Source organism: Saccharothrix lopnurensis, from assembly GCF_042658445.1.
GTDB lineage: Bacteria > Actinomycetota > Actinomycetes > Mycobacteriales > Pseudonocardiaceae > Actinosynnema > Actinosynnema lopnurensis.
This window is the reverse complement of sequence record NZ_JBHSQO010000001.1, coordinates 364,302-380,233: the sequence shown is the minus strand read 5'-3', so window position 1 is coordinate 380,233 and position 15,932 is coordinate 364,302. Positions and strand designations below refer to the sequence as shown.

Sequence of the window (15,932 nt, the reverse complement as noted above, 5' to 3'; positions counted from 1 at the left end):
CTCGCGGGGTCGGGTTATCGGGTGGATTCGCGGTTGAACAGCTTCTTGGACCACAGGTAGCCGACGAGGGCGATCAGGACGCCCCAGCCGAGCGCGATGACCGCGTTGTCGCCGATCGGGGTGCCCATCAGCAGGCCGCGCAGGGTCTCGATGAACGGGGTGAACGGCTGGTACTCGGCGAACCAGCGCAGCGCGGTGGGCATCGAGTCGGTCGGGACGAAGCCGCTGCCCAGGAACGGGAGCAGGACCAGCGGCATACCCACGTTGCTCGCCGCCTCGACGCTCTTGCTCGCCAGTCCGAACGCGACGGACAGCCAGACGAGGGCGAAGGACATCAGCACCAGGACGCCGGCCAGGGCGAACCAGTCCCCGACGCCCGCCGTCGGCCGGAACCCGATGAGCAGCGCGACGCCGATGACCGCGGTGATGCTCAGCAGCGTCTGGATGACGCTGCCGACGACGTGTCCGGTCAGGACGGAGACGCGGGCGATGGACATCGTGCGGAACCGGTCCACGATGCCCTCGGTCATGTCCATCGCGACCGAGATCGAGGTGCCCTGGACGGCCGAGGCGACCGCCATCAGGATGATCGCGGGGGTGACGTAGTCGACGTACTCCGCGCGCCCGCCGGAGGGTCCGCCGAGGCCGGCGCCGAGCGTGCCGCCGAAGACGTAGACGAACAGCAGCAGGAAGATGATCGGCATCCCGATGAGCATCACCGTCATGGACGGGTAGCGCGCCATGCGCCGGAGGTTGCGGCGCAGCATCGTCGCGGAGTCGGTCAGGGCCAGGGTCGCGGTGCTCATCGCGCGGTCACCTTCTCGTGGTCGGGGTTGCCGGTCAGGGCCAGGAAGACGTCGTCGAGGTCGGGGCTGTGCACGCTCAGGGAGTCGACCTGGACCGCGTCCTCGTCGAGCCGGCCGAGCAGGGCCTTGAGCGAGCGGAGGCTGCCGTCGTGCGGGACCCGCAGCGCGAGGGCGTCGCTGTCGCGGCTCGCCCGGCCCACGGCCCGCGCGGCGGACTCCAGGTCGCGGGGGTCGGTGAACCGCAGCAGGACGTGGCCGCCGGGGACGCGGCGCTTGAGCTCGTCCGGGGTGCCCTGGGCGACGATCCTGCCGTGGTCGAGCACCGCGACCAGGTCCGCGAGCTCGTCGGCCTCCTCCAGGTACTGGGTGGTGAGGAAGATGGTGACGCCGCCGGCCACGAGTTCCCGCACGATCCGCCACATGCTCCGGCGGCTGCGCGGGTCGAGGCCGGTGGTCGGCTCGTCCAGGAAGATCACCCGGGGCGAGCCGACCAGGGTCATCGCGAGGTCGAGCCGGCGCCGCATCCCGCCGGAGCAGGTCGCCGCCGGTTTCCCGGCCGCCTCGACCAGGTCGAACCGCTCGACCAGCTCGGCGACCCGGCGCCGGCCCTCCGCGCGGCCGAGGTGGTGCAGGTCCGCCATCAGCCGCAGGTTCTCCCGGCCGGTCAGCAGGTTGTCGACCGCGGAGAACTGGCCGGTGACGCCGATCGCGGCGCGGACGGCGTCGGGGTCGCCGGCGAGGTCGTGGCCCGCGACGCGCGCGCTGCCGCCGCCGGCCCTGATCAGGGTGGACAGGATCTTGACCGTCGTGGTCTTGCCCGCGCCGTTGGCGCCGAGCAGGGAGAACACGGTCCCGGCGGGGACGTCGAGGTCGATGCCGTCGAGCACGACGTGGTCGCCGTAGGACTTGCGCAGCCCGGTGGCGGTGATCGCCGGCGGGGTGGACGGGGTCATGGGGATCTCCTCGGGGAGGTCAGGGACGGCGGACGGTGATGTCGCCGTAGGAGGTGTGCGCGCGGACCTCGACGGTCCGTTCGGAGCCGTCCGGCGCGCCGTCGACGGCGTCGAGCGAGTTGCGCACCCGGCCGTGCCCGGTGGCCAGGTCCAGCCACGCCGCCACGCCCTCGGCCACGGCGATGTCGAGGTCCCCGCACGCGGTGTCCAGCACGACCGCGTCGCGCGTGGCCTCGCCGATGCGGATGTGGCCGTTGGCGGTCTTGGCCTCCACCTTGCCGCCGGCCCGGCCGACGGAGATGTCACCGTTGGCCGAGCGCACCCGCAGCTCGCCGGCGACCGCGCCGATGTCGGTGCCGCCGTTGGAGTTCTTGACGACGGCGGCCCCCCCGATCCCGCCGACGCGCAGTTCCCCGCTGCCGGTGGTGATCTCGGCGTCGCCGCCGACCTCCTCCACGGTGACGTGGCCCGCGGAGGTGTCCAGGTGCAGCGGGCCGGTCCGGTCGAGGCGGACGTGGCCGACCGAGGTCTTCACCCGGCACTCCCCCAGCACGCCGGTGCCGAGGCAGTCGCCCACCGACATGTCGACGTGCACCCGCGACCCCGCGGGCAGCTCGATCAGCACGTCGACCGACCTGGTCTTCCCGGAGAAGTCGAGCATCCGGGACTTGGGCCCGCGCACCGTCAGCGCGCCGTCGGCGAAGTCGACGCGGGTCGCCCGCGCGGCCTTGACGTCCGAGTCGTCCGACTCGTCGGTGGGCCGCACCTCGACGACGGTGTCCGCCCGGTCGGCCGCGACGATCCGCACCTCCCCGACGGAGAGTTCGACGGTCGCGGAGATCGGTTCCGGGGTGGCGTATTTCGGCATGGCTGTCCCCTCGGGATGGGTGGGAAGAACATCCCCGCAGGTGGTGCGGGGCGAAGGAGGTGCGGTGCGGCGGGCGCCGGGCCCGGTGGAAGAGGTGCGGCGCGGCGGGCGCCGGGGCTAGCGCACCCAGCCCTGGTAGTGCTGCGCGCCGCGCTTGGTGGGCCGCTCGGCCCCGCGCTCGCGCTCGGGGCCGCGCAGCGCCGCCGCGGCCGCCCGGACCAGCCACGCGTTGACCGACCGGCCCTCCTCGGCGGCCGCCTCCTCGATCGCGGCCTTCAGCTGCTCCGGGAGGCGCACGTTGATCCGCACCGCGGGGCCGTCCTCGAAGCCCGCCGCCGTGTCGGCGGCCGGCGCCGCGGTGCGGTCCGGGGTGGGCTGCTCCGGCTGCTCCGGCCGCGGGACGGTCACGACGAACTGCGGGTCGCGGCCGCGCAGGCGCACCTGGGCCGAGCCGGGGGCCAGGTCGCGGGTGATCTCGTCGGCGGCGGCCGACAGCACTTCGAGCAGGGACAGCCGGATGGCCGACTCCATCGCCACCGTCAGCCGCTCGACCACGGCGCCGGCGTCGTCCCCACCGGTCTCGACGACGGTCAGCAGCTCGCGACCGAGGGAATCAACGTACGGCGTCAGGTCCATGGCACCACTGTGGCACACAGTGGTGCCACATGCAACCCGCGATGACTCAAGGTGGCTCACTGTGGCTCAGTGCGGCATCACGTTGGCACATCGCGGCCGGGGCGGTGCGGGTGGCGCGGTCGACTACGCTGCGCTCCCGTGCAGATCGCCGCCGACGTCCTCACCGCGCTGGTCGCGGCCATCCACGTCTACATCGTCGTGCTGGAGGTGTTCCTGTGGAACACCCCGCGCGGGAGGGCGGTGTTCGGCACCACCGAGCGGTTCGCGGCCGAGTCGAAGGCGTTGGCCGTCAACCAGGGCCTCTACAACGGGTTCCTGGCGGCCGGACTGGTGCTGGGGATCGTCCTGCCCGGCACCGCCGGCTTCACCCTCGCGGTGTTCTCCCTGGCCTGCGTCGTCGTGGCGGGCCTGGTCGGCGCCGCCACGGTGAGCCGCCGCATCCTGGTCGTGCAGTCGGTGCCCGCCGCGGTCGCCCTGCTGGTGGTCCTGCTCGCGCGGTGACGCCCGCCGGGGACTCCCCGACCGGGGTCGTTCGACCGACACCGCGGCACCGGGAGGACGCGTACGGTCACCCGGCCCCGATCGGCTGACCGGGGCACACGACCGAGGGAGTCGCCGAATGACCACCACCAGCCGGATCGCCGCGGGGCTCGCCACCGCCGGCCTGGTCGCCGCCGCCGCGGTGCTCACCGCCGTCCCGGCGACCGCGGCGAGCAAGGGCAGCATCAGCATCTACAACAACTGCGGGCGCGCCGTCTCCACCACCATCCACCGCCTCGGCGGTGCGATGATCGCCGGCACCGCCGCGGCCCCGGCGGGCAGCCGCTACTCCTACCCGGTCTACGCGGGCGGCTACCTGGTGCGCGTGCCCGCCGGGCAGCGCACGGTGACCGTGCTGGACGTGCCGGGCAAGGTGCACGTCGTGTCGGTCAAAGCCTGCTGAGGTCCCGGGTCCACGCGCGGCGGCGCGGGGGCGGCCACCTCGTCGTGGCACGCCCCCGCACCGCCGTCGGTCACCTGAACAGGCGCAGCGGCACGGCCTGGGCCATCGCGGCCATGCCGGCGTCGTTCGGGTGCAGGTGGTCACCGCTGTCGTAGTCGGACCGCAGGCGCTGCGGGTCGGCCGGGTCGCGCACGGCCCGGTCGAAGTCGATCACCGCGTCGTACTCGCCGCTGCCGCGGACCCACCGGTTGACCTCCGCGCGGGCCGCCTCGTTCTCGGGGCTGTGGAAGCCCAGCGTGTCGCCCTTGAACGGGGTGATGGTGCCGCCGTAGACCCGCAGGCCGGCCGCGTGCGCGCGGTCGATGAGCTGGCGGTGCGCGCCGATGATGTCCTGCGCGCTCACCTTCTCCGACAGCGGCGCGCTGGTGCCGGGGTGGCCCAGGTCGTTGACGCCGAGCAGGACCACCACGTGGCCGACGCCCGGCTGGGCGAGCACGTCCCGGTCGAAGCGGCGCAGCGCGGAGTGCCCGAAGTGGTTCGCGTAGCCCTCGGCCGGGTGCCCGGCGGGCGGGTTCGGGTCGTGCAGCAGCCGGTTGCCCGCGATGCCCTGGTTCACCACGCCCAGGTGCCGCAGCTCCCGGTCCTCCTGGAACCGGCGGGCCAGGACGTCCGGCCAGCGCCGGTTGGCGCCGCGCGTGGTCTCCGCGCCGTCGGTGATCGAGTCGCCCAGCGCGACCACCGCCCCACCGCGGCCCGACACGCTGACCCCGGTGAGGAAGTGCCACTTGCCCAGCACGCCGGTCGGCGTGATGTCGCGCGCGCCGGTCACGTTGCCCGCCGCGACCCAGCCGTCCTGGTACGGGAAGGCGTGCACGGTGCTGCCGGGCGTGCGGCGCGGCAGGTGGATGCTCACCACCAGGTCGGCGCCCGCCTGCACGGGCAGCGCCACCGGGTCGCTGAGCAGCGGCGCGCCCGCCGGGACGGTGACGGACGTGCGACCGCCGAAGGTCAGCCGCCGGTCGGTGCGCGGCTCGACGGCGGAGCCGGCGCCGTCCCGCCTGGCCACCCGCGCCTCGCCGACGACCAGCGGGCCGGTGCCGAACTCGTTGGACAGCTCCACGCGCAGGCTCGGGCCGCCGACCGACAGGTGGACGACCTGCCGCAGCGTCTGGTCCTCGAAGGACGTCCGGTCCGAGGCGGGCACGGTCGTGGGCGAGGTGCCCCACGAGCCGACCCACGTCGCCGCGCCGCGCGGGGTCGCGGTCGCCGGGAACGGCACCAGCAGCAGGACCGCGACCAGCAGCGCCTTCCAGGCGTGCCCGCGCACCGGGATCGACCTCATCCGGGTCACCGCCTGGCCGGCAGGTCGAATCGCCAGCCACCGGCGCGCAGCTCGGGGATGATCCGGTCGACGGCCTCGACCGTCTGGGCCCGGTCGTCCGGGCCGTCGTGGAGCAGGACCACGGCGCCGGGGGTGACGCCCTCGCGCAGCCGCCGGACCAGCTCGTCGGTGCCCGGCGGCTCCCAGTCGGAGATGGTCAGCCGCCAGCCCAGCGACCTCATGCCCAGCTTCGCGGCGACGGCGGGCGACTGGCCCCAGGAGCCGTAGGGCGCGCGGAAGTAGCGGATCGGCGGCGCCCACGGCACGGCGCGGCGGATGGCGGCACTGGTCTGCCGCAGGTCGGCCTCGATCCGCTCCGGCGTCCAGGTGCCCAGGTCCTCGTGGTGCATGGTGTGGTTGCACAGCACGTGCCCGTGGGCGACGATCGAGCGGACGATCCCCGGGTGCTGCTCGACGAAGTCGCCCCACAGGCAGAAGGTCGCCTTGACGTGGTGCTTCCGCAGCACCCGCAGCAGGCGCGGGGTGTCCTCCGGGTTGGGGCCGTCGTCGAAGGTGAGCGCGACGGTGCGACCGCCGTGGCGAGTCGAGTCGATGATCCCGGTCTCGTCCGCGCCGCTCGCTTGGGCCGGACCGGCGGCCAGGCCCAGGACCAGGCCGGTGGTCAGGACAACCGCTCTCCACCGCATGGGGCAACCTCTTTTCGCTCGGACACCGCAGCGGGCCGCACCACTATCCGGTCAGGTGGTCCCCTCCTCCAGGTGTTTCGCGGATGTTTCGAGTCTCAACTGGAGCCTCGTCCCGGTCGGCCAGCACGCGCCGCGCGACGGCGAAAGCGGCGTTGGCGCGCGGCACGCCCGCGTAGACCGCGGTGTGCAGCAGCACCTCGCCGATCTCGTCCGGGGTCAGGCCGTTGCGGACCGCCGCGCGCACGTGCAGCGCCAGCTCCTCGTGGCAGCCCAGGGCGGTGAGCAGGGCGAGGGTGAGGCAGCTGCGGGTGCGGCGGTCGAGGCCCTCCCGCGCCCACACCGCGCCCCACGCGGTCTCGGTGATGTAGTCCTGGAACGGCCGGGTGAAGTCGGTCGCGGCCGCGGTGGCGCGGTCCACGTGGGCGTCGCCGAGCACCTCGCGGCGGACCTTCGCGCCCTGCTCGTGCCGTGCGTTCAAGGGTTCTCCTCCAGGTGGCGCAGCACCGCCCCGGTGAAGCGCCCGGGTCGTTCGGCGGTGCCCAGGTGGGCCGCGCCCGCCACCACCTCCAGGCGGGCGCCCGGGACGGCGCGGGCGATGCGCTCGCCGTGCTCCGGCGGGGTGGCGGGGTCCTCGGCGCCCGACAGGACCAGCGTGGGCGCGGTGATGCGCGGCAGCACGTCGGTCAGGCGCATGGTGGCGATGGCCTCGCAGCACGAGGCGTAGCCCTCGGCGGGCGTCGCGGCGACCACGGCCCGGTGGCGCGCGGTGCGCGCCGGGTCGGCGGCCCGCCACCCGGGCGTGAACCAGCGCGCCACCACGGCGTCGGCGATCGCCTCGGTGCCGCCCGCGCGCACGGCGGCGGCGCGCCCGGTCCAGCCCTCGGCCGGTCCCGGCGCGGCGGAGGTGCAGCACAGCACGAGGCGGCCGACGCGCTCGGGCCGGTGCGCGGCCAGCCACATGCCGACCATGCCGCCCAGCGACAGGCCCACCCAGTGCGCGCGCCGCACGCCGAGCCGGTCGAGCAGGGCGGTGGCGTCGCCCGCCAGGTCGGCCAGGCGGTAGGGCCCCGGCGGGACCGGTGACGCGCCGTGGCCGCGGTGGTCGTAGCGCACCACCCGGAACCCGGCGGCCACCAGGGGCCCCACCTGCGGGTCCCACATCGTCAGGTCGCTGCCCAGGGAGCCCGACAGCACCACCGCGGGCCCGTCGGGCGGCCCGTGCTCCGCGTGGTGGACCTCGGCGGGAACGCCGTCGACCGGGTCAGACATCGAAGAACACGGTCTCCCCCTCGCCCTGCAACCGCACGTCGAACCGGTAGCCGTCGGCCGCGCGGGTGGCGATCAGCGTGGACCTGCGGTCGGCGGGCACGGCCCGCAGCACCGGGTCCGCCGCGTGCGCGTCGGCGTGCTCGGGGAAGTAGACGCGGGTGACCGTGCGGTGGAGCATCCCGCGGGCGAAGACCGACACGTCGAGGTGCGGCGCCTGCGGCGCGCCGCCCGGACCGGGCACGGGGCCCGGCAGCACGGTGTGGACGGCGTACTCGCCCGAGCGGGTGTCGGACCGGCCGAAGCCGCGCCAGCCCGCCGCCGGGCCGCGCGGGTCGTCGGGGTGGTCGAACCGGCCGTCCGGGTCGGCCTGCCAGGTCTCCACCAGGGCGTCGGTGACCGGCTCGCCCGCGCCGTCGAGCACCCGCCCGCGCAGCCACACCGCGCCGGGCGTGCCCTCGGGCACCACGTGCGGGCCGTCGTCCCAGACCAGTCCGATGTGGAGGAACGGGCCCACGGTCTGCGACGGGGTGGTGGGCAGCTCCGCGCGCGCCGGGTCAGTGGTCGTCATCCTCGTCCTCCTCCTCGAACGGGGTGGCGGCCGACCCGCGCAGCACGATGTCGAACTCGAACGCGAGCGCCCACTCCGGTCGCGTGCGCCCCAGGTCGAAGCGGGACACCAGGCGGCTCCGGGCGGCCTCGGGCACGGAGTTGAAGATGGGGTCCTGGCCGAACAGCGGGTCGTCCGGGAAGTACATCTGGGTGATCAGCCGCTGGGTGAACGACCGGCCGAACAGCGAGAAGTGGATGTGGGCGGGCCGCCAGGCGTTGTCGTGGTTGCGCCACGGGTACGCGCCGGGCTTGACGGTGACGAACTCGTAGTGCCCCAGCGGGTCGGTGACGGTGCGGCCGACGCCGTCGAAGTGGGGGTCGAGCGCGGCGGGCCACCGGTCGGCGGCGTGCCGGTAGCGGCCACCCGCGTTGGCCTGCCAGATCTCCACCAGCGAGTCGGGCACCGGGCGGCCGTCGCCGTCCAGGACGCGGCCGAAGACGACGATCCGCTGCCCGACCGGCTCGCCGGCGTGCTGCCGGGTCAGGTCGTGGTCCAGCTCCCCGATCCGGCCGGGGCCCAGCAGCGGCCCGGTCACCTCGGTGAGCAGGTGCGGCAGCAGCACCAGCGGCTGCCGGGGGTGGCGCAGCGAGGTCGACCGGTAGCCCGGCGAGTCCAGCGGCGGGTGGCTGTCGGGGTCGCGGCGGTAGCTGGGCAGCACGAGCCGGGCCCGCTCGGTCACCGGTTCTCCCGGGGTCGTGGTCCCTCCCGCGGTCACGGGTCCTCCCGGACTTCCGGCACGGTCTCCCCCGTTCACCCGGACGCACCCGTGAGGGCGCGCAGCGCGGCCAGTTCCTCGTCGGTCGGCACGGGGTTGACCACCAGGTCGGGCGAGACCACCAGTTCCCAACCGGTGGCCGCGCGGACCCGGTCCACCCGGACACCGGGGTGCACGGCGGTCAGCACCAGCTCGCGCGTCACCGGGTCGGGGCGCAGCTCCCCCAGGTCGGTGACCACCAGCGTCGGCCCCCGTCCGGGCAGGCCGAGCGCCTCCCGCTCGCCGGGGCCGCGGCCCTGCCCGAAGGAGGTGACGAAGTCGACCCGGTCGACGAACGACCGCACGCCCTGCCGCACCACCACGAACACCTCGCGGCACGACGCGGCGATCTCCGGCGCGCCGCCCGCCCCCGGCAGCCGCACCCCCGGGTTGGCGTAGTCGCCGCCGATGACGGTGGTGTTGATGTTGCCGAACCGGTCCAGCTGCGCCGCGCCGAGGAAGCCGACGTCGATGCGGCCGGGCTGGAGCCAGTAGTTGAACACCTCGGGCACGCTCACCACGGCGTCGGCGGTCTCGGCCAGGACGCCGTCGCCGATCGAGGCGGGCAGCCGGTCCGGTTTCGCGCCGAGCGCGCCGGACTCGTAGACCAGCACCAGGTCCGGGGCGTGGGTGCGCCGGGCCAGGTTGGCCGCCGTGGAGGGCAGGCCGATGCCGACGAACACGCGCTGCCCACCGGACAGCGCCCGCGCCGCGGCCACGGACATCATCTCGTCGGGGGTGAAGCCGCTCACGGCGCCACCCCCCTGATCCCGGCGAGCCAGTCGCCGAACCGCTCGCGGTCGCGGCTGATCGCGTCCCACGCGGCGTAGTGGTCGTTGTCGCGCTCGGAGTAGCCCTGCGCGTAGGAGGGGTGCGCGCCGCCGGGCACCTCCGCCACCCGCGTCACCACCCAGGAGGGCAGCACGACCGCGCCCGGCACGGGCTCCAGCTCGTCCACCACCTCCTCGACGGTGACCAGGCTGCGCTTCGCGGCCAGCACGGCTTCCTTCTGCACGCCCGGCAGGCCCCACAGCTGCACGTTGCCCGCCCGGTCGGCGCGCTGCGCGTGGACGACCGAGACGTCCGGGTTGACCGCCGGCACCGCGGTCAGCCGTTCGCCGGTGAACGGGCAGGTGATCGGCTTGACGTTGGCGGTCACCCGGGACAGGTCGGTGCCGGTGTACCCGCGCAGCACCGCGAACGGCAGGCCCGAGGCACCCGCCACGTAGCGGTTGGCCATGCCCGCGTGGCTGTGCTCCTCCAGCTCCAGCGGCGCGGGCCAGCCGTGCTCGACCGCGTCGCGGAACCGGTGCAGCGAGCCGACGCCGGGGTTGCCGCCCCAGGAGAAGACGAGCTTGCGCGCGCAGCCGGCGCCGATGAGCTGGTCGTAGACGATGTCGGGCGTCATCCGCACCAGGGTCAGGTCGCGCCGCCCCTGCCGGATGATCTCGTGCCCGGCGGCGACGGGGATCAGGTGCGTGAACCCCTCCAGCGCCACCACGTCCCCGTCGCGCACCAGTTCGGCGACCGCCTCGGCCAGTGTTCCGATCAGGGCCATCCCGCCCCCTCCCGTGTTCGGTGGTCGTGCCGGTCTCACGGTTCGACGGGCCAGCCGGTGTAGGACTCGGCCAGGTGGGTGGCCGCGGCCGTGCTGCCCGCGACCAGCTCCAGCTCGCCCAGCTGCCGCCGCAGGTCGAACGGCGAGCCGACCGGGTCCCGGTGCAGCATCGAGGTCATCCACCAGGAGAAGTGCTGGGCCCGCCACACCCGGCGCGCGGCGGTGGGCCCGTAGTCCTCCAGCGCGTCGGCGTCGCCGGTGGCGAAGAACCGCTCCAGCACGCGGGCCAGCACCACCACGTCGGCCACCGCCAGGTTGAGCCCCTTGGCGCCGGTCGGCGGCACCACGTGCGCGGCGTCCCCGGCCAGCAGCAACCGGCCGTGCCGCATCGGCTCGCACACGTAGCTGCGCATGGGGATGACGCCCCGGTCGACGATGCGGCCCTCGTTGAGGGTGAAGCCGTCCTCGCCCGCGACCCGGGCGCCCAGCTCCGACCAGATCCGGTCGTCGCCCCAGTCCTCGGGCCGCTCGTCGGGCGCGCACTGGAAGTACATCCGCTGCACGTCCGGGGTCCGGGTGCTGATCAGCGCGAACCCGCGCTCGGAGTGGGCGTAGACCAGCTCCGGCGACGAGCGCGGCGCCTCGGCCAGGATGCCGAACCAGCCGAACGGGTAGGCGCGGAAGTAGTCGGTGCGCCGCCCGTCGGGCACGGCGCGCCTGCTGACGCCCGAGGAGCCGTCGCAGCCGGCCACCACCTCGCACCGCAGCTCCACCGGGGTGCCGTCGGCGTCGGTGAAGGAGATGACCGGTTCGTCGGAGGCCACCTCGCGCAGCGCCACGTCCCGCGCCCCGAACCGGAGGTCCGCGCCGGCCCCGACCAGCGCGGCGATCAGGTCCTTGAGCACCTCGTGCTGGGGGTAGAGCCACACCGCCCGCCCGGTCAGGCCGGTGAAGTCGATCCGGTGGCCCCGCCCGCCGAACCGCAGCTCGATGCCCTCGTGCCGGGCGCCCTCGGCGTGGACGCGCGCGCCGACGCCCAGTCCCGTCAGCAGCTCCACGGTGCCCTGCTCCAGCACCCCGGCCCGCATGGTCCGCTCGATCTCCGCGCGGTCGCGGGTCTCCACCACGACCGAGTCGATGCCGCGCTCGGCCAGCAGCAGGGACAGCACCAACCCCGCCGGACCGGCGCCGACGATCCCGACTCGCGTTCGCATGTCCCCGAGCCAAGAGCGGAGCGGCGCGGACCGCCAGGAAGTCCTTCCGCCCAGTGGAAGGACGGGCAGATCCCGTGCCGATACCGCGGTTAGGGTCGCCCCGAGCGGTGCTCACGGCGGGGTTCACGCCGGTGCTCGCGCTGGTGTTCACGCCGGAGTTCGCGGCGGTGCTCGCGCCGGGGTTCGCCGCGGTTGTCCACGACGGGGTTCGCGCGGGAGGAGGCCGGCATGGCGGTCCGCGACGGTGCTCCCGGGCGCTCGGTGACCGGGCGGGCGCTGGCCCTGCTCGCCGCGTTCGACGCGGAGCACCCGAGGCTGACCATCACCGAGCTGGCGCGCCGCGCCCACCTGCCCCTGGCCACCGCCCACCGGCTGGCCGCCGAGCTGACGTCCTGGCAGGCCCTGGACCGCGCCGCGGACGGCCGCTACGCCATCGGGCTGCGGTTGTGGGAGACCGCCGCGCTGGCCCCGGTGTCCGGCGGGCTGCGCGAGACCGCGCTGCCGTTCATGCAGGACCTGTACGAGGCGACCGGGGAGAACGTCCACCTCGCCGTGCGCGACGGCTTCGACGCCCTGTACGTGGAGAAGCTGTGCGGCCACCGCTCGGTGCCGCTGGTCTCGCGCACCGGCTCCCGCCTGCCGCTGCACCCGACCGGGGTCGGCAAGGCGCTGCTCGCGCAGGCCGACCCGGGTTTCGTGCGCGACTACGCCGAACGCCCCCTCGCCCGCTTCACCCCCTACACCATCACCCAGCGCGGGCGGCTGCTGCGCGAGGTCCACGCCACCGCGTCCCGGGGCTACGCGCTGACCAGCGAGGAGATGACGCTCGGGTCGTGCTCGGTCGCGGTGTCCATCCCGGGTGAGGGGGCCGCGCCCGCCGGTGCGCTGGGCATCGTGGTGCGCTCGGTGCGCACCGACCTCCAGCGGTTGGTGCCGGACCTGCGGGCCGCCGCCGAGGGCGTCGCGCGCCGGTTGGCCGACACCACCGACGAGAGGGGCGGGCGGCCCCGCCGGACCTGAACCGGTCCGGTCGGTCCGTCCGGTTACGCGCCGGAGCGATGTCGATACCCGGTCACGCCCAGGTGTCGATCAGGCTGATGGTGGTGTACAGGTCCCAGGTCGCCTCCTCGGCGACCTCCTCGGCCTGTAGGCGCAGCACTTCCTCCACGCTGATCACTCCTTTCCTCTGGTATCCGTGCGACTGGTATCCGTGCGACGGCACTCCACGACGTGGTCTCGCCCCGGTCGCGGGCGGGCGCGGACGGCGCGCCGGCACGTCGGCGGCGAAAGCTGCGACCGGGTGCCGGGTGAGGACGCGGGACGGCACCGCGGCCGCGGACCGACCTCGGCACCGCGTACTCCGCGGCCAACCGCGACGTGGCGCCATTCGCGTCCCCCCGGTGAGGTACTTCGCCGCCTCGCACAGGGTATCGCGTTCCTCCTCGGGTGCCCGGCTCCGATTGCCCTAGTCACGACCCCTCCGACGCGTGGGGGCGCTGCCAGGCCCCCGCCGCCGCGGCCCGCACCACGTAGTCCTCGAAGGTCCGGGGCGCCCGGCCCAGCAGGGCGGCGAGGTCGTCCGTCGTCTCGGTGATCAGCCCCTGTTCCATCAGCACGAACATCTCGGCGACGTGGTGGGCGTCGTCCTCGCCCACGCCCTCCGCGACCAGCGCCGCGACGTACTCGGCCGGGGAGATCCGCCGGTAGCGGATCTCCCGCCCGGACGCCCGGGAGATCAGCCCGACGGCCTCGGCGAAGGTCAGCGCCCGCGGTCCGGTCAGCTCGTAGACCCGCCCGGCGTGCCGGCCGGGCTCGGTCAGCACCGCGGCCGCGGCGTCGGCGACGTCCTCGACGTCGATGAACGGTTCGGGGACCTCGCCGGCGGGCAGCGCCAGCTCCCCCGCGACCAGCGGGGCGGAGAACACGTCCTCGTCGAAGTTCTGGTTGAAGTTCGACGGCCGCAGGACGGTCCACTCCAGCGCCGAGCCGCGCACGGCGTCCTCGGCCGAACGCATGTCCAGCCCGAACGCGGAATCGCCCCAGGTGTCGGCCCCGCGCCCGGAGAGCAGGACGAGCCGCCGCACGCCGACCGCCTCGGCCCGCGCCACGAACCCGTGCACCGGGCCCGGCACGCCCGGGGCCACCACGTAGACGGCGTCGACGTCCCGCAGTGCCGCGTCCCAGCCGCCGGGGTCGGACCAGTCGAACCGGGTCGGACTCGACCGGGAGGCCGCGCGCACGGGGGTGCCGTGCAGCCGCAGCCGGGCGGCGACCCGTCGGCCGGTCTTGCCGGTCGCGCCGAGGACGAGAGTGGTGCCGTTGCTCATGGGATCGAGTGAACCCGGCCGGCTCGGACAATCCCATAGGTGAGAAGCCGGACTCCCTACGTGATCGTCTAGCCTGGAGGACGTGGACGCCTTCAGTGACCTGATCCGCGGGGTGCGGGCCCACGGCTCGCTGTTCGGCAGCACGACCCTGTCCCCGCCCTGGGCGCTGCACTTCGTGGACGGCGCGCCGCTGACCCTGTGCACCGTGCTGACCGGGTCGGGCTGGATCGTGCCGGAGCACCACCGGCCGGAGCCGCTGCGGGCCAGGGAGACGATCGTCGTGCGCGGCCCCGCGACGTTCACCTTCGTCGACGAGGTCGGCAGCCGGGCCGAGCCGATCGCGTGCGGTGAGGACTGCGCGACGCCCGAGCAGGGCGGGACCCGGCACCGGCGCGGCTGGCACGACAGCTGCGGGGCCACCGAGGAGGACCGGGGCGCGACGACCCTGATCGTCGGCGCCTACCCGGTGCGCGGCGAGATCAGCCGACGGCTGCTGGACGCGCTGCCGGTCGTGCTGCGCGTGGAGGCCGGTGGCACGGCCGACGCCGTGCTGGACCACCTCGCCGCCGAGCTGTCCGTGGACACGCCGGGGCAGCAGGTGGTGCTCGACCGGCTGCTGGACTGGATGCTGGTGTGCACGCTGCGCGAGTGGTTCGACCGGCCCGGCGGCGAGCCGCCGTCCTGGTGGGCCGCCCAGCGGGACCCGGTGGTCGGCGACGCGCTGCGCCTGCTGCACGCCGAACCGGCGGCGCCGTGGACGGTCGCCGCGCTGGCCGACCGCACCGGGGTGTCGCGTTCGACGCTGGCCAAGCGGTTCACCGACCTCGTCGGTGAACCGCCGCTGACCTACCTCACCCGCTGGCGCATGACGCTCGCGGCGGACCTGCTGGTCGAGCGGGAGGCCGCGACCGTCGCGGACATCGCGCGCACCGTGGGTTACGCCAACCCGTTCGGGTTCAGCGCGGCGTTCAAGCGGGTGCGGGGCGCCAACCCGAGCGAGTTCCGGCGCGCCGCGGCCACCGCTTCCCCGGTGGGGTGAGGAGGGGCTCCCCACCCCGGTCGGCTCGTCAGAGGTGGGGCAGCTCGACCTGGACGGTGCGGCCGTTCAGCGGCTGCACGGGGCGCGAGTTGCCGTTGTAGAACAGGTTCTGGAAGCGGGTGACGGTGGCCTGGGTGACCGTCTTCTCGCTCATCAGGAACCACTGCACGCCCTCGGTGAACGGCGCGGTGGTGAGCGAGCCGGTGTAGCGGGCGGTGGCGCGGTTGACCGGCAGCAGGGTGTTCAGGTCGATGTCGGCGACGTGCACCTCCTCGCCGCACTCGGGCGCGAGGTGCGCCAGCACCGTGTCCACGGTGGACGCCGCGCCGACGCGCAGCGGCACGCCGATCACCAGCAGGGCGCCCGCGGCGCTGCGGTGCACCAGGTGCATCTCCAGCGGGTCGGAGTGGCCGGCGAGCCGGTGCTCCGAGGGGGTGTGGAAGTGGAACTGCACGAGGTCGTACCGGACGTTGGAGAGCGTCACGTGGCCGGCGCCGGCCTCGACCTCGAACTCCTCGGTCTCCTCGTGGTCGCGCACGGCGCAGCCGTTGGTGGCCGCGGCGTCCTTGCGGACGTAGTGGAGGTCGCCGGCGGCGTGGTGGCCGTAGGAGATCTGCAACTGGGGCAGGTGCGGGTTGATGCGGATCGACGCGGGCGAGATGTCGATCGGGCTCTGCAACGGCACCTGCGACTGGGCCGGGGCGACGCCGCCGATCAGCAGCGCGGAGAGGACGACGGGGACGGCGGCGACAACGATGCCTTTTCTTGCCACTGGGGTGCAGCCCTTCGAGAACCTGGGGCCCAGGCGGGGATCGACCCGCCGGGCGGGACCGCATCATCTTCACCCGATCGAGTGGTCGACAAAAGATCAACAAATCACCCGAAAAGAGCAGAAAAGACATAAAAACTGTGCCATCGGTCACAAGC

At 74.5% G+C, this 15,932-nt stretch carries 19 protein-coding genes; 4 read left to right on the top strand and 15 right to left on the bottom strand.

Annotation, left to right across the window (positions count from 1 at the left end; translation table 11 throughout):
• Positions 1-14: 14 nt before the first annotated feature.
• From ACFP3R_RS01705 to ACFP3R_RS01690, 4 genes are all read right to left on the bottom strand, one after another.
• Entirely contained in the window at positions 15-806 is a 792-nt protein-coding gene (locus ACFP3R_RS01705) for an ABC transporter permease (protein ID WP_380632025.1), read from the bottom strand.
• Complete coding sequence (locus ACFP3R_RS01700) at positions 803-1,759, bottom strand: ATP-binding cassette domain-containing protein (RefSeq protein WP_380632024.1); 957 nt, start codon at positions 1,757-1,759, stop codon at positions 803-805. The genes ACFP3R_RS01705 and ACFP3R_RS01700 overlap by 4 nt, the downstream gene beginning before the upstream one ends.
• A gap of 19 nt (positions 1,760-1,778) precedes the next feature.
• Complete coding sequence (locus ACFP3R_RS01695; RefSeq protein ID WP_380632022.1) at positions 1,779-2,627, bottom strand: DUF4097 family beta strand repeat-containing protein; 849 nt, start codon at positions 2,625-2,627, stop codon at positions 1,779-1,781.
• A gap of 117 nt (positions 2,628-2,744) precedes the next feature.
• Positions 2,745-3,263, bottom strand: coding sequence for a YlcI/YnfO family protein (locus ACFP3R_RS01690; protein WP_380632020.1), 519 nt, complete (start codon positions 3,261-3,263; stop codon positions 2,745-2,747).
• A 138-nt stretch (positions 3,264-3,401) separates the two neighbouring features.
• Here ACFP3R_RS01690 and ACFP3R_RS01685 point away from each other — a divergent pair, with 138 nt between their 5' ends.
• A complete protein-coding gene (locus ACFP3R_RS01685; RefSeq protein WP_380632019.1) occupies positions 3,402-3,764 on the top strand; it encodes a DUF1304 domain-containing protein in 363 nt (120 codons plus the stop codon).
• A 118-nt stretch (positions 3,765-3,882) separates the two neighbouring features.
• Entirely contained in the window at positions 3,883-4,206 is a 324-nt protein-coding gene (locus ACFP3R_RS01680) for a hypothetical protein (RefSeq protein ID WP_380632017.1), read from the top strand.
• Between the two features lie 70 nt (positions 4,207-4,276).
• Here ACFP3R_RS01680 and ACFP3R_RS01675 read toward each other — a convergent pair whose 3' ends face one another.
• From ACFP3R_RS01675 to ACFP3R_RS01635, 9 genes are all read right to left on the bottom strand, one after another.
• Positions 4,277-5,548 (bottom strand): SGNH/GDSL hydrolase family protein, encoded by a 1,272-nt coding sequence (locus ACFP3R_RS01675; RefSeq protein ID WP_380632015.1) that lies wholly within the window; start codon positions 5,546-5,548, stop codon positions 4,277-4,279.
• Positions 5,549-5,553: 5 nt separating this feature from the next.
• Positions 5,554-6,234 (bottom strand): polysaccharide deacetylase family protein, encoded by a 681-nt coding sequence (locus ACFP3R_RS01670; protein WP_380632013.1) that lies wholly within the window; start codon positions 6,232-6,234, stop codon positions 5,554-5,556.
• 43 nt (positions 6,235-6,277) lie between these two features.
• A complete protein-coding gene (gene pcaC, locus ACFP3R_RS01665) occupies positions 6,278-6,712 on the bottom strand; it encodes a 4-carboxymuconolactone decarboxylase (protein WP_380632012.1) in 435 nt (144 codons plus the stop codon).
• Positions 6,709-7,503, bottom strand: a complete 795-nt coding sequence (gene pcaD / locus ACFP3R_RS01660; protein ID WP_380632010.1) for a 3-oxoadipate enol-lactonase — start codon at positions 7,501-7,503, stop codon at positions 6,709-6,711. The genes pcaC and pcaD overlap by 4 nt, the downstream gene beginning before the upstream one ends.
• Positions 7,496-8,071: a protocatechuate 3,4-dioxygenase subunit alpha gene (pcaG, locus tag ACFP3R_RS01655; RefSeq protein WP_380632008.1), complete on the bottom strand. Its 576-nt coding sequence runs from the start codon at positions 8,069-8,071 to the stop codon at positions 7,496-7,498. Before pcaG ends, pcaD begins: the two co-directional genes overlap by 8 nt.
• Positions 8,058-8,792 carry a protocatechuate 3,4-dioxygenase subunit beta gene (pcaH, locus tag ACFP3R_RS01650; protein WP_380632007.1) on the bottom strand — a complete coding sequence of 245 codons (735 nt, stop codon included), beginning with the start codon at positions 8,790-8,792 and terminating at the stop codon, positions 8,058-8,060. The genes pcaG and pcaH overlap by 14 nt, the downstream gene beginning before the upstream one ends.
• A 71-nt stretch (positions 8,793-8,863) precedes the next feature.
• Positions 8,864-9,595 carry a CoA-transferase subunit beta gene (locus tag ACFP3R_RS01645; protein WP_380632125.1) on the bottom strand — a complete coding sequence of 244 codons (732 nt, stop codon included), beginning with the start codon at positions 9,593-9,595 and terminating at the stop codon, positions 8,864-8,866.
• Between the two features lie 20 nt (positions 9,596-9,615).
• On the bottom strand, positions 9,616-10,425 hold the full coding sequence (locus ACFP3R_RS01640; RefSeq protein ID WP_380632005.1) for a CoA transferase subunit A: 810 nt from the start codon (positions 10,423-10,425) through the stop codon (positions 9,616-9,618).
• A 35-nt stretch (positions 10,426-10,460) separates the two neighbouring features.
• Positions 10,461-11,639: a 4-hydroxybenzoate 3-monooxygenase gene (locus ACFP3R_RS01635; RefSeq protein WP_380632004.1), complete on the bottom strand. Its 1,179-nt coding sequence runs from the start codon at positions 11,637-11,639 to the stop codon at positions 10,461-10,463.
• 228 nt (positions 11,640-11,867) lie between these two features.
• Between ACFP3R_RS01635 and ACFP3R_RS01630 the strand changes: the two genes are divergently transcribed.
• A complete protein-coding gene (locus tag ACFP3R_RS01630) occupies positions 11,868-12,659 on the top strand; it encodes an IclR family transcriptional regulator (RefSeq protein WP_380632002.1) in 792 nt (263 codons plus the stop codon).
• Between the two features lie 449 nt (positions 12,660-13,108).
• On the opposite strand, the gene ACFP3R_RS01625 is transcribed toward ACFP3R_RS01630, so the two are convergent.
• Positions 13,109-13,966, bottom strand: a complete 858-nt coding sequence (locus ACFP3R_RS01625; protein ID WP_380632001.1) for an NAD(P)H-binding protein — start codon at positions 13,964-13,966, stop codon at positions 13,109-13,111.
• 82 nt (positions 13,967-14,048) lie between these two features.
• Here ACFP3R_RS01625 and ACFP3R_RS01620 point away from each other — a divergent pair, with 82 nt between their 5' ends.
• Positions 14,049-15,005: an AraC family transcriptional regulator gene (locus ACFP3R_RS01620; RefSeq protein ID WP_380631999.1), complete on the top strand. Its 957-nt coding sequence runs from the start codon at positions 14,049-14,051 to the stop codon at positions 15,003-15,005.
• A 28-nt stretch (positions 15,006-15,033) separates the two neighbouring features.
• On the opposite strand, the gene ACFP3R_RS01615 is transcribed toward ACFP3R_RS01620, so the two are convergent.
• A complete protein-coding gene (locus ACFP3R_RS01615; RefSeq protein ID WP_380631998.1) occupies positions 15,034-15,777 on the bottom strand; it encodes a carbonic anhydrase family protein in 744 nt (247 codons plus the stop codon).
• Positions 15,778-15,932: the final 155 nt, after the last annotated feature.

Excerpts from the sequence above, each read along its gene's own strand:
- ACFP3R_RS01705 (WP_380632025.1), bottom strand. The coding sequence starts at position 806 with ATGAGCACCGCGACCCTGGCCCTGACCGACTCCGCGACGATGCTGCGC.
- ACFP3R_RS01700 (WP_380632024.1), bottom strand. The coding sequence starts at position 1,759 with ATGACCCCGTCCACCCCGCCGGCGATCACCGCCACCGGGCTGCGCAAG.
- ACFP3R_RS01695 (WP_380632022.1), bottom strand. The coding sequence starts at position 2,627 with ATGCCGAAATACGCCACCCCGGAACCGATCTCCGCGACCGTCGAACTC.
- ACFP3R_RS01690 (WP_380632020.1), bottom strand. The coding sequence starts at position 3,263 with ATGGACCTGACGCCGTACGTTGATTCCCTCGGTCGCGAGCTGCTGACC.
- ACFP3R_RS01680 (WP_380632017.1), top strand. The coding sequence starts at position 3,883 with ATGACCACCACCAGCCGGATCGCCGCGGGGCTCGCCACCGCCGGCCTG.
- ACFP3R_RS01675 (WP_380632015.1), bottom strand. The coding sequence starts at position 5,548 with ATGAGGTCGATCCCGGTGCGCGGGCACGCCTGGAAGGCGCTGCTGGTC.
- ACFP3R_RS01670 (WP_380632013.1), bottom strand. The coding sequence starts at position 6,234 with ATGCGGTGGAGAGCGGTTGTCCTGACCACCGGCCTGGTCCTGGGCCTG.
- pcaD (WP_380632010.1), bottom strand. The coding sequence starts at position 7,503 with ATGTCTGACCCGGTCGACGGCGTTCCCGCCGAGGTCCACCACGCGGAG.
- pcaG (WP_380632008.1), bottom strand. The coding sequence starts at position 8,071 with ATGACGACCACTGACCCGGCGCGCGCGGAGCTGCCCACCACCCCGTCG.
- ACFP3R_RS01645 (WP_380632125.1), bottom strand. The coding sequence starts at position 9,595 with ATGATGTCCGTGGCCGCGGCGCGGGCGCTGTCCGGTGGGCAGCGCGTG.
- ACFP3R_RS01640 (WP_380632005.1), bottom strand. The coding sequence starts at position 10,425 with ATGGCCCTGATCGGAACACTGGCCGAGGCGGTCGCCGAACTGGTGCGC.
- ACFP3R_RS01635 (WP_380632004.1), bottom strand. The coding sequence starts at position 11,639 with ATGCGAACGCGAGTCGGGATCGTCGGCGCCGGTCCGGCGGGGTTGGTG.
- ACFP3R_RS01630 (WP_380632002.1), top strand. The coding sequence starts at position 11,868 with ATGGCGGTCCGCGACGGTGCTCCCGGGCGCTCGGTGACCGGGCGGGCG.
- ACFP3R_RS01625 (WP_380632001.1), bottom strand. The coding sequence starts at position 13,966 with ATGAGCAACGGCACCACTCTCGTCCTCGGCGCGACCGGCAAGACCGGC.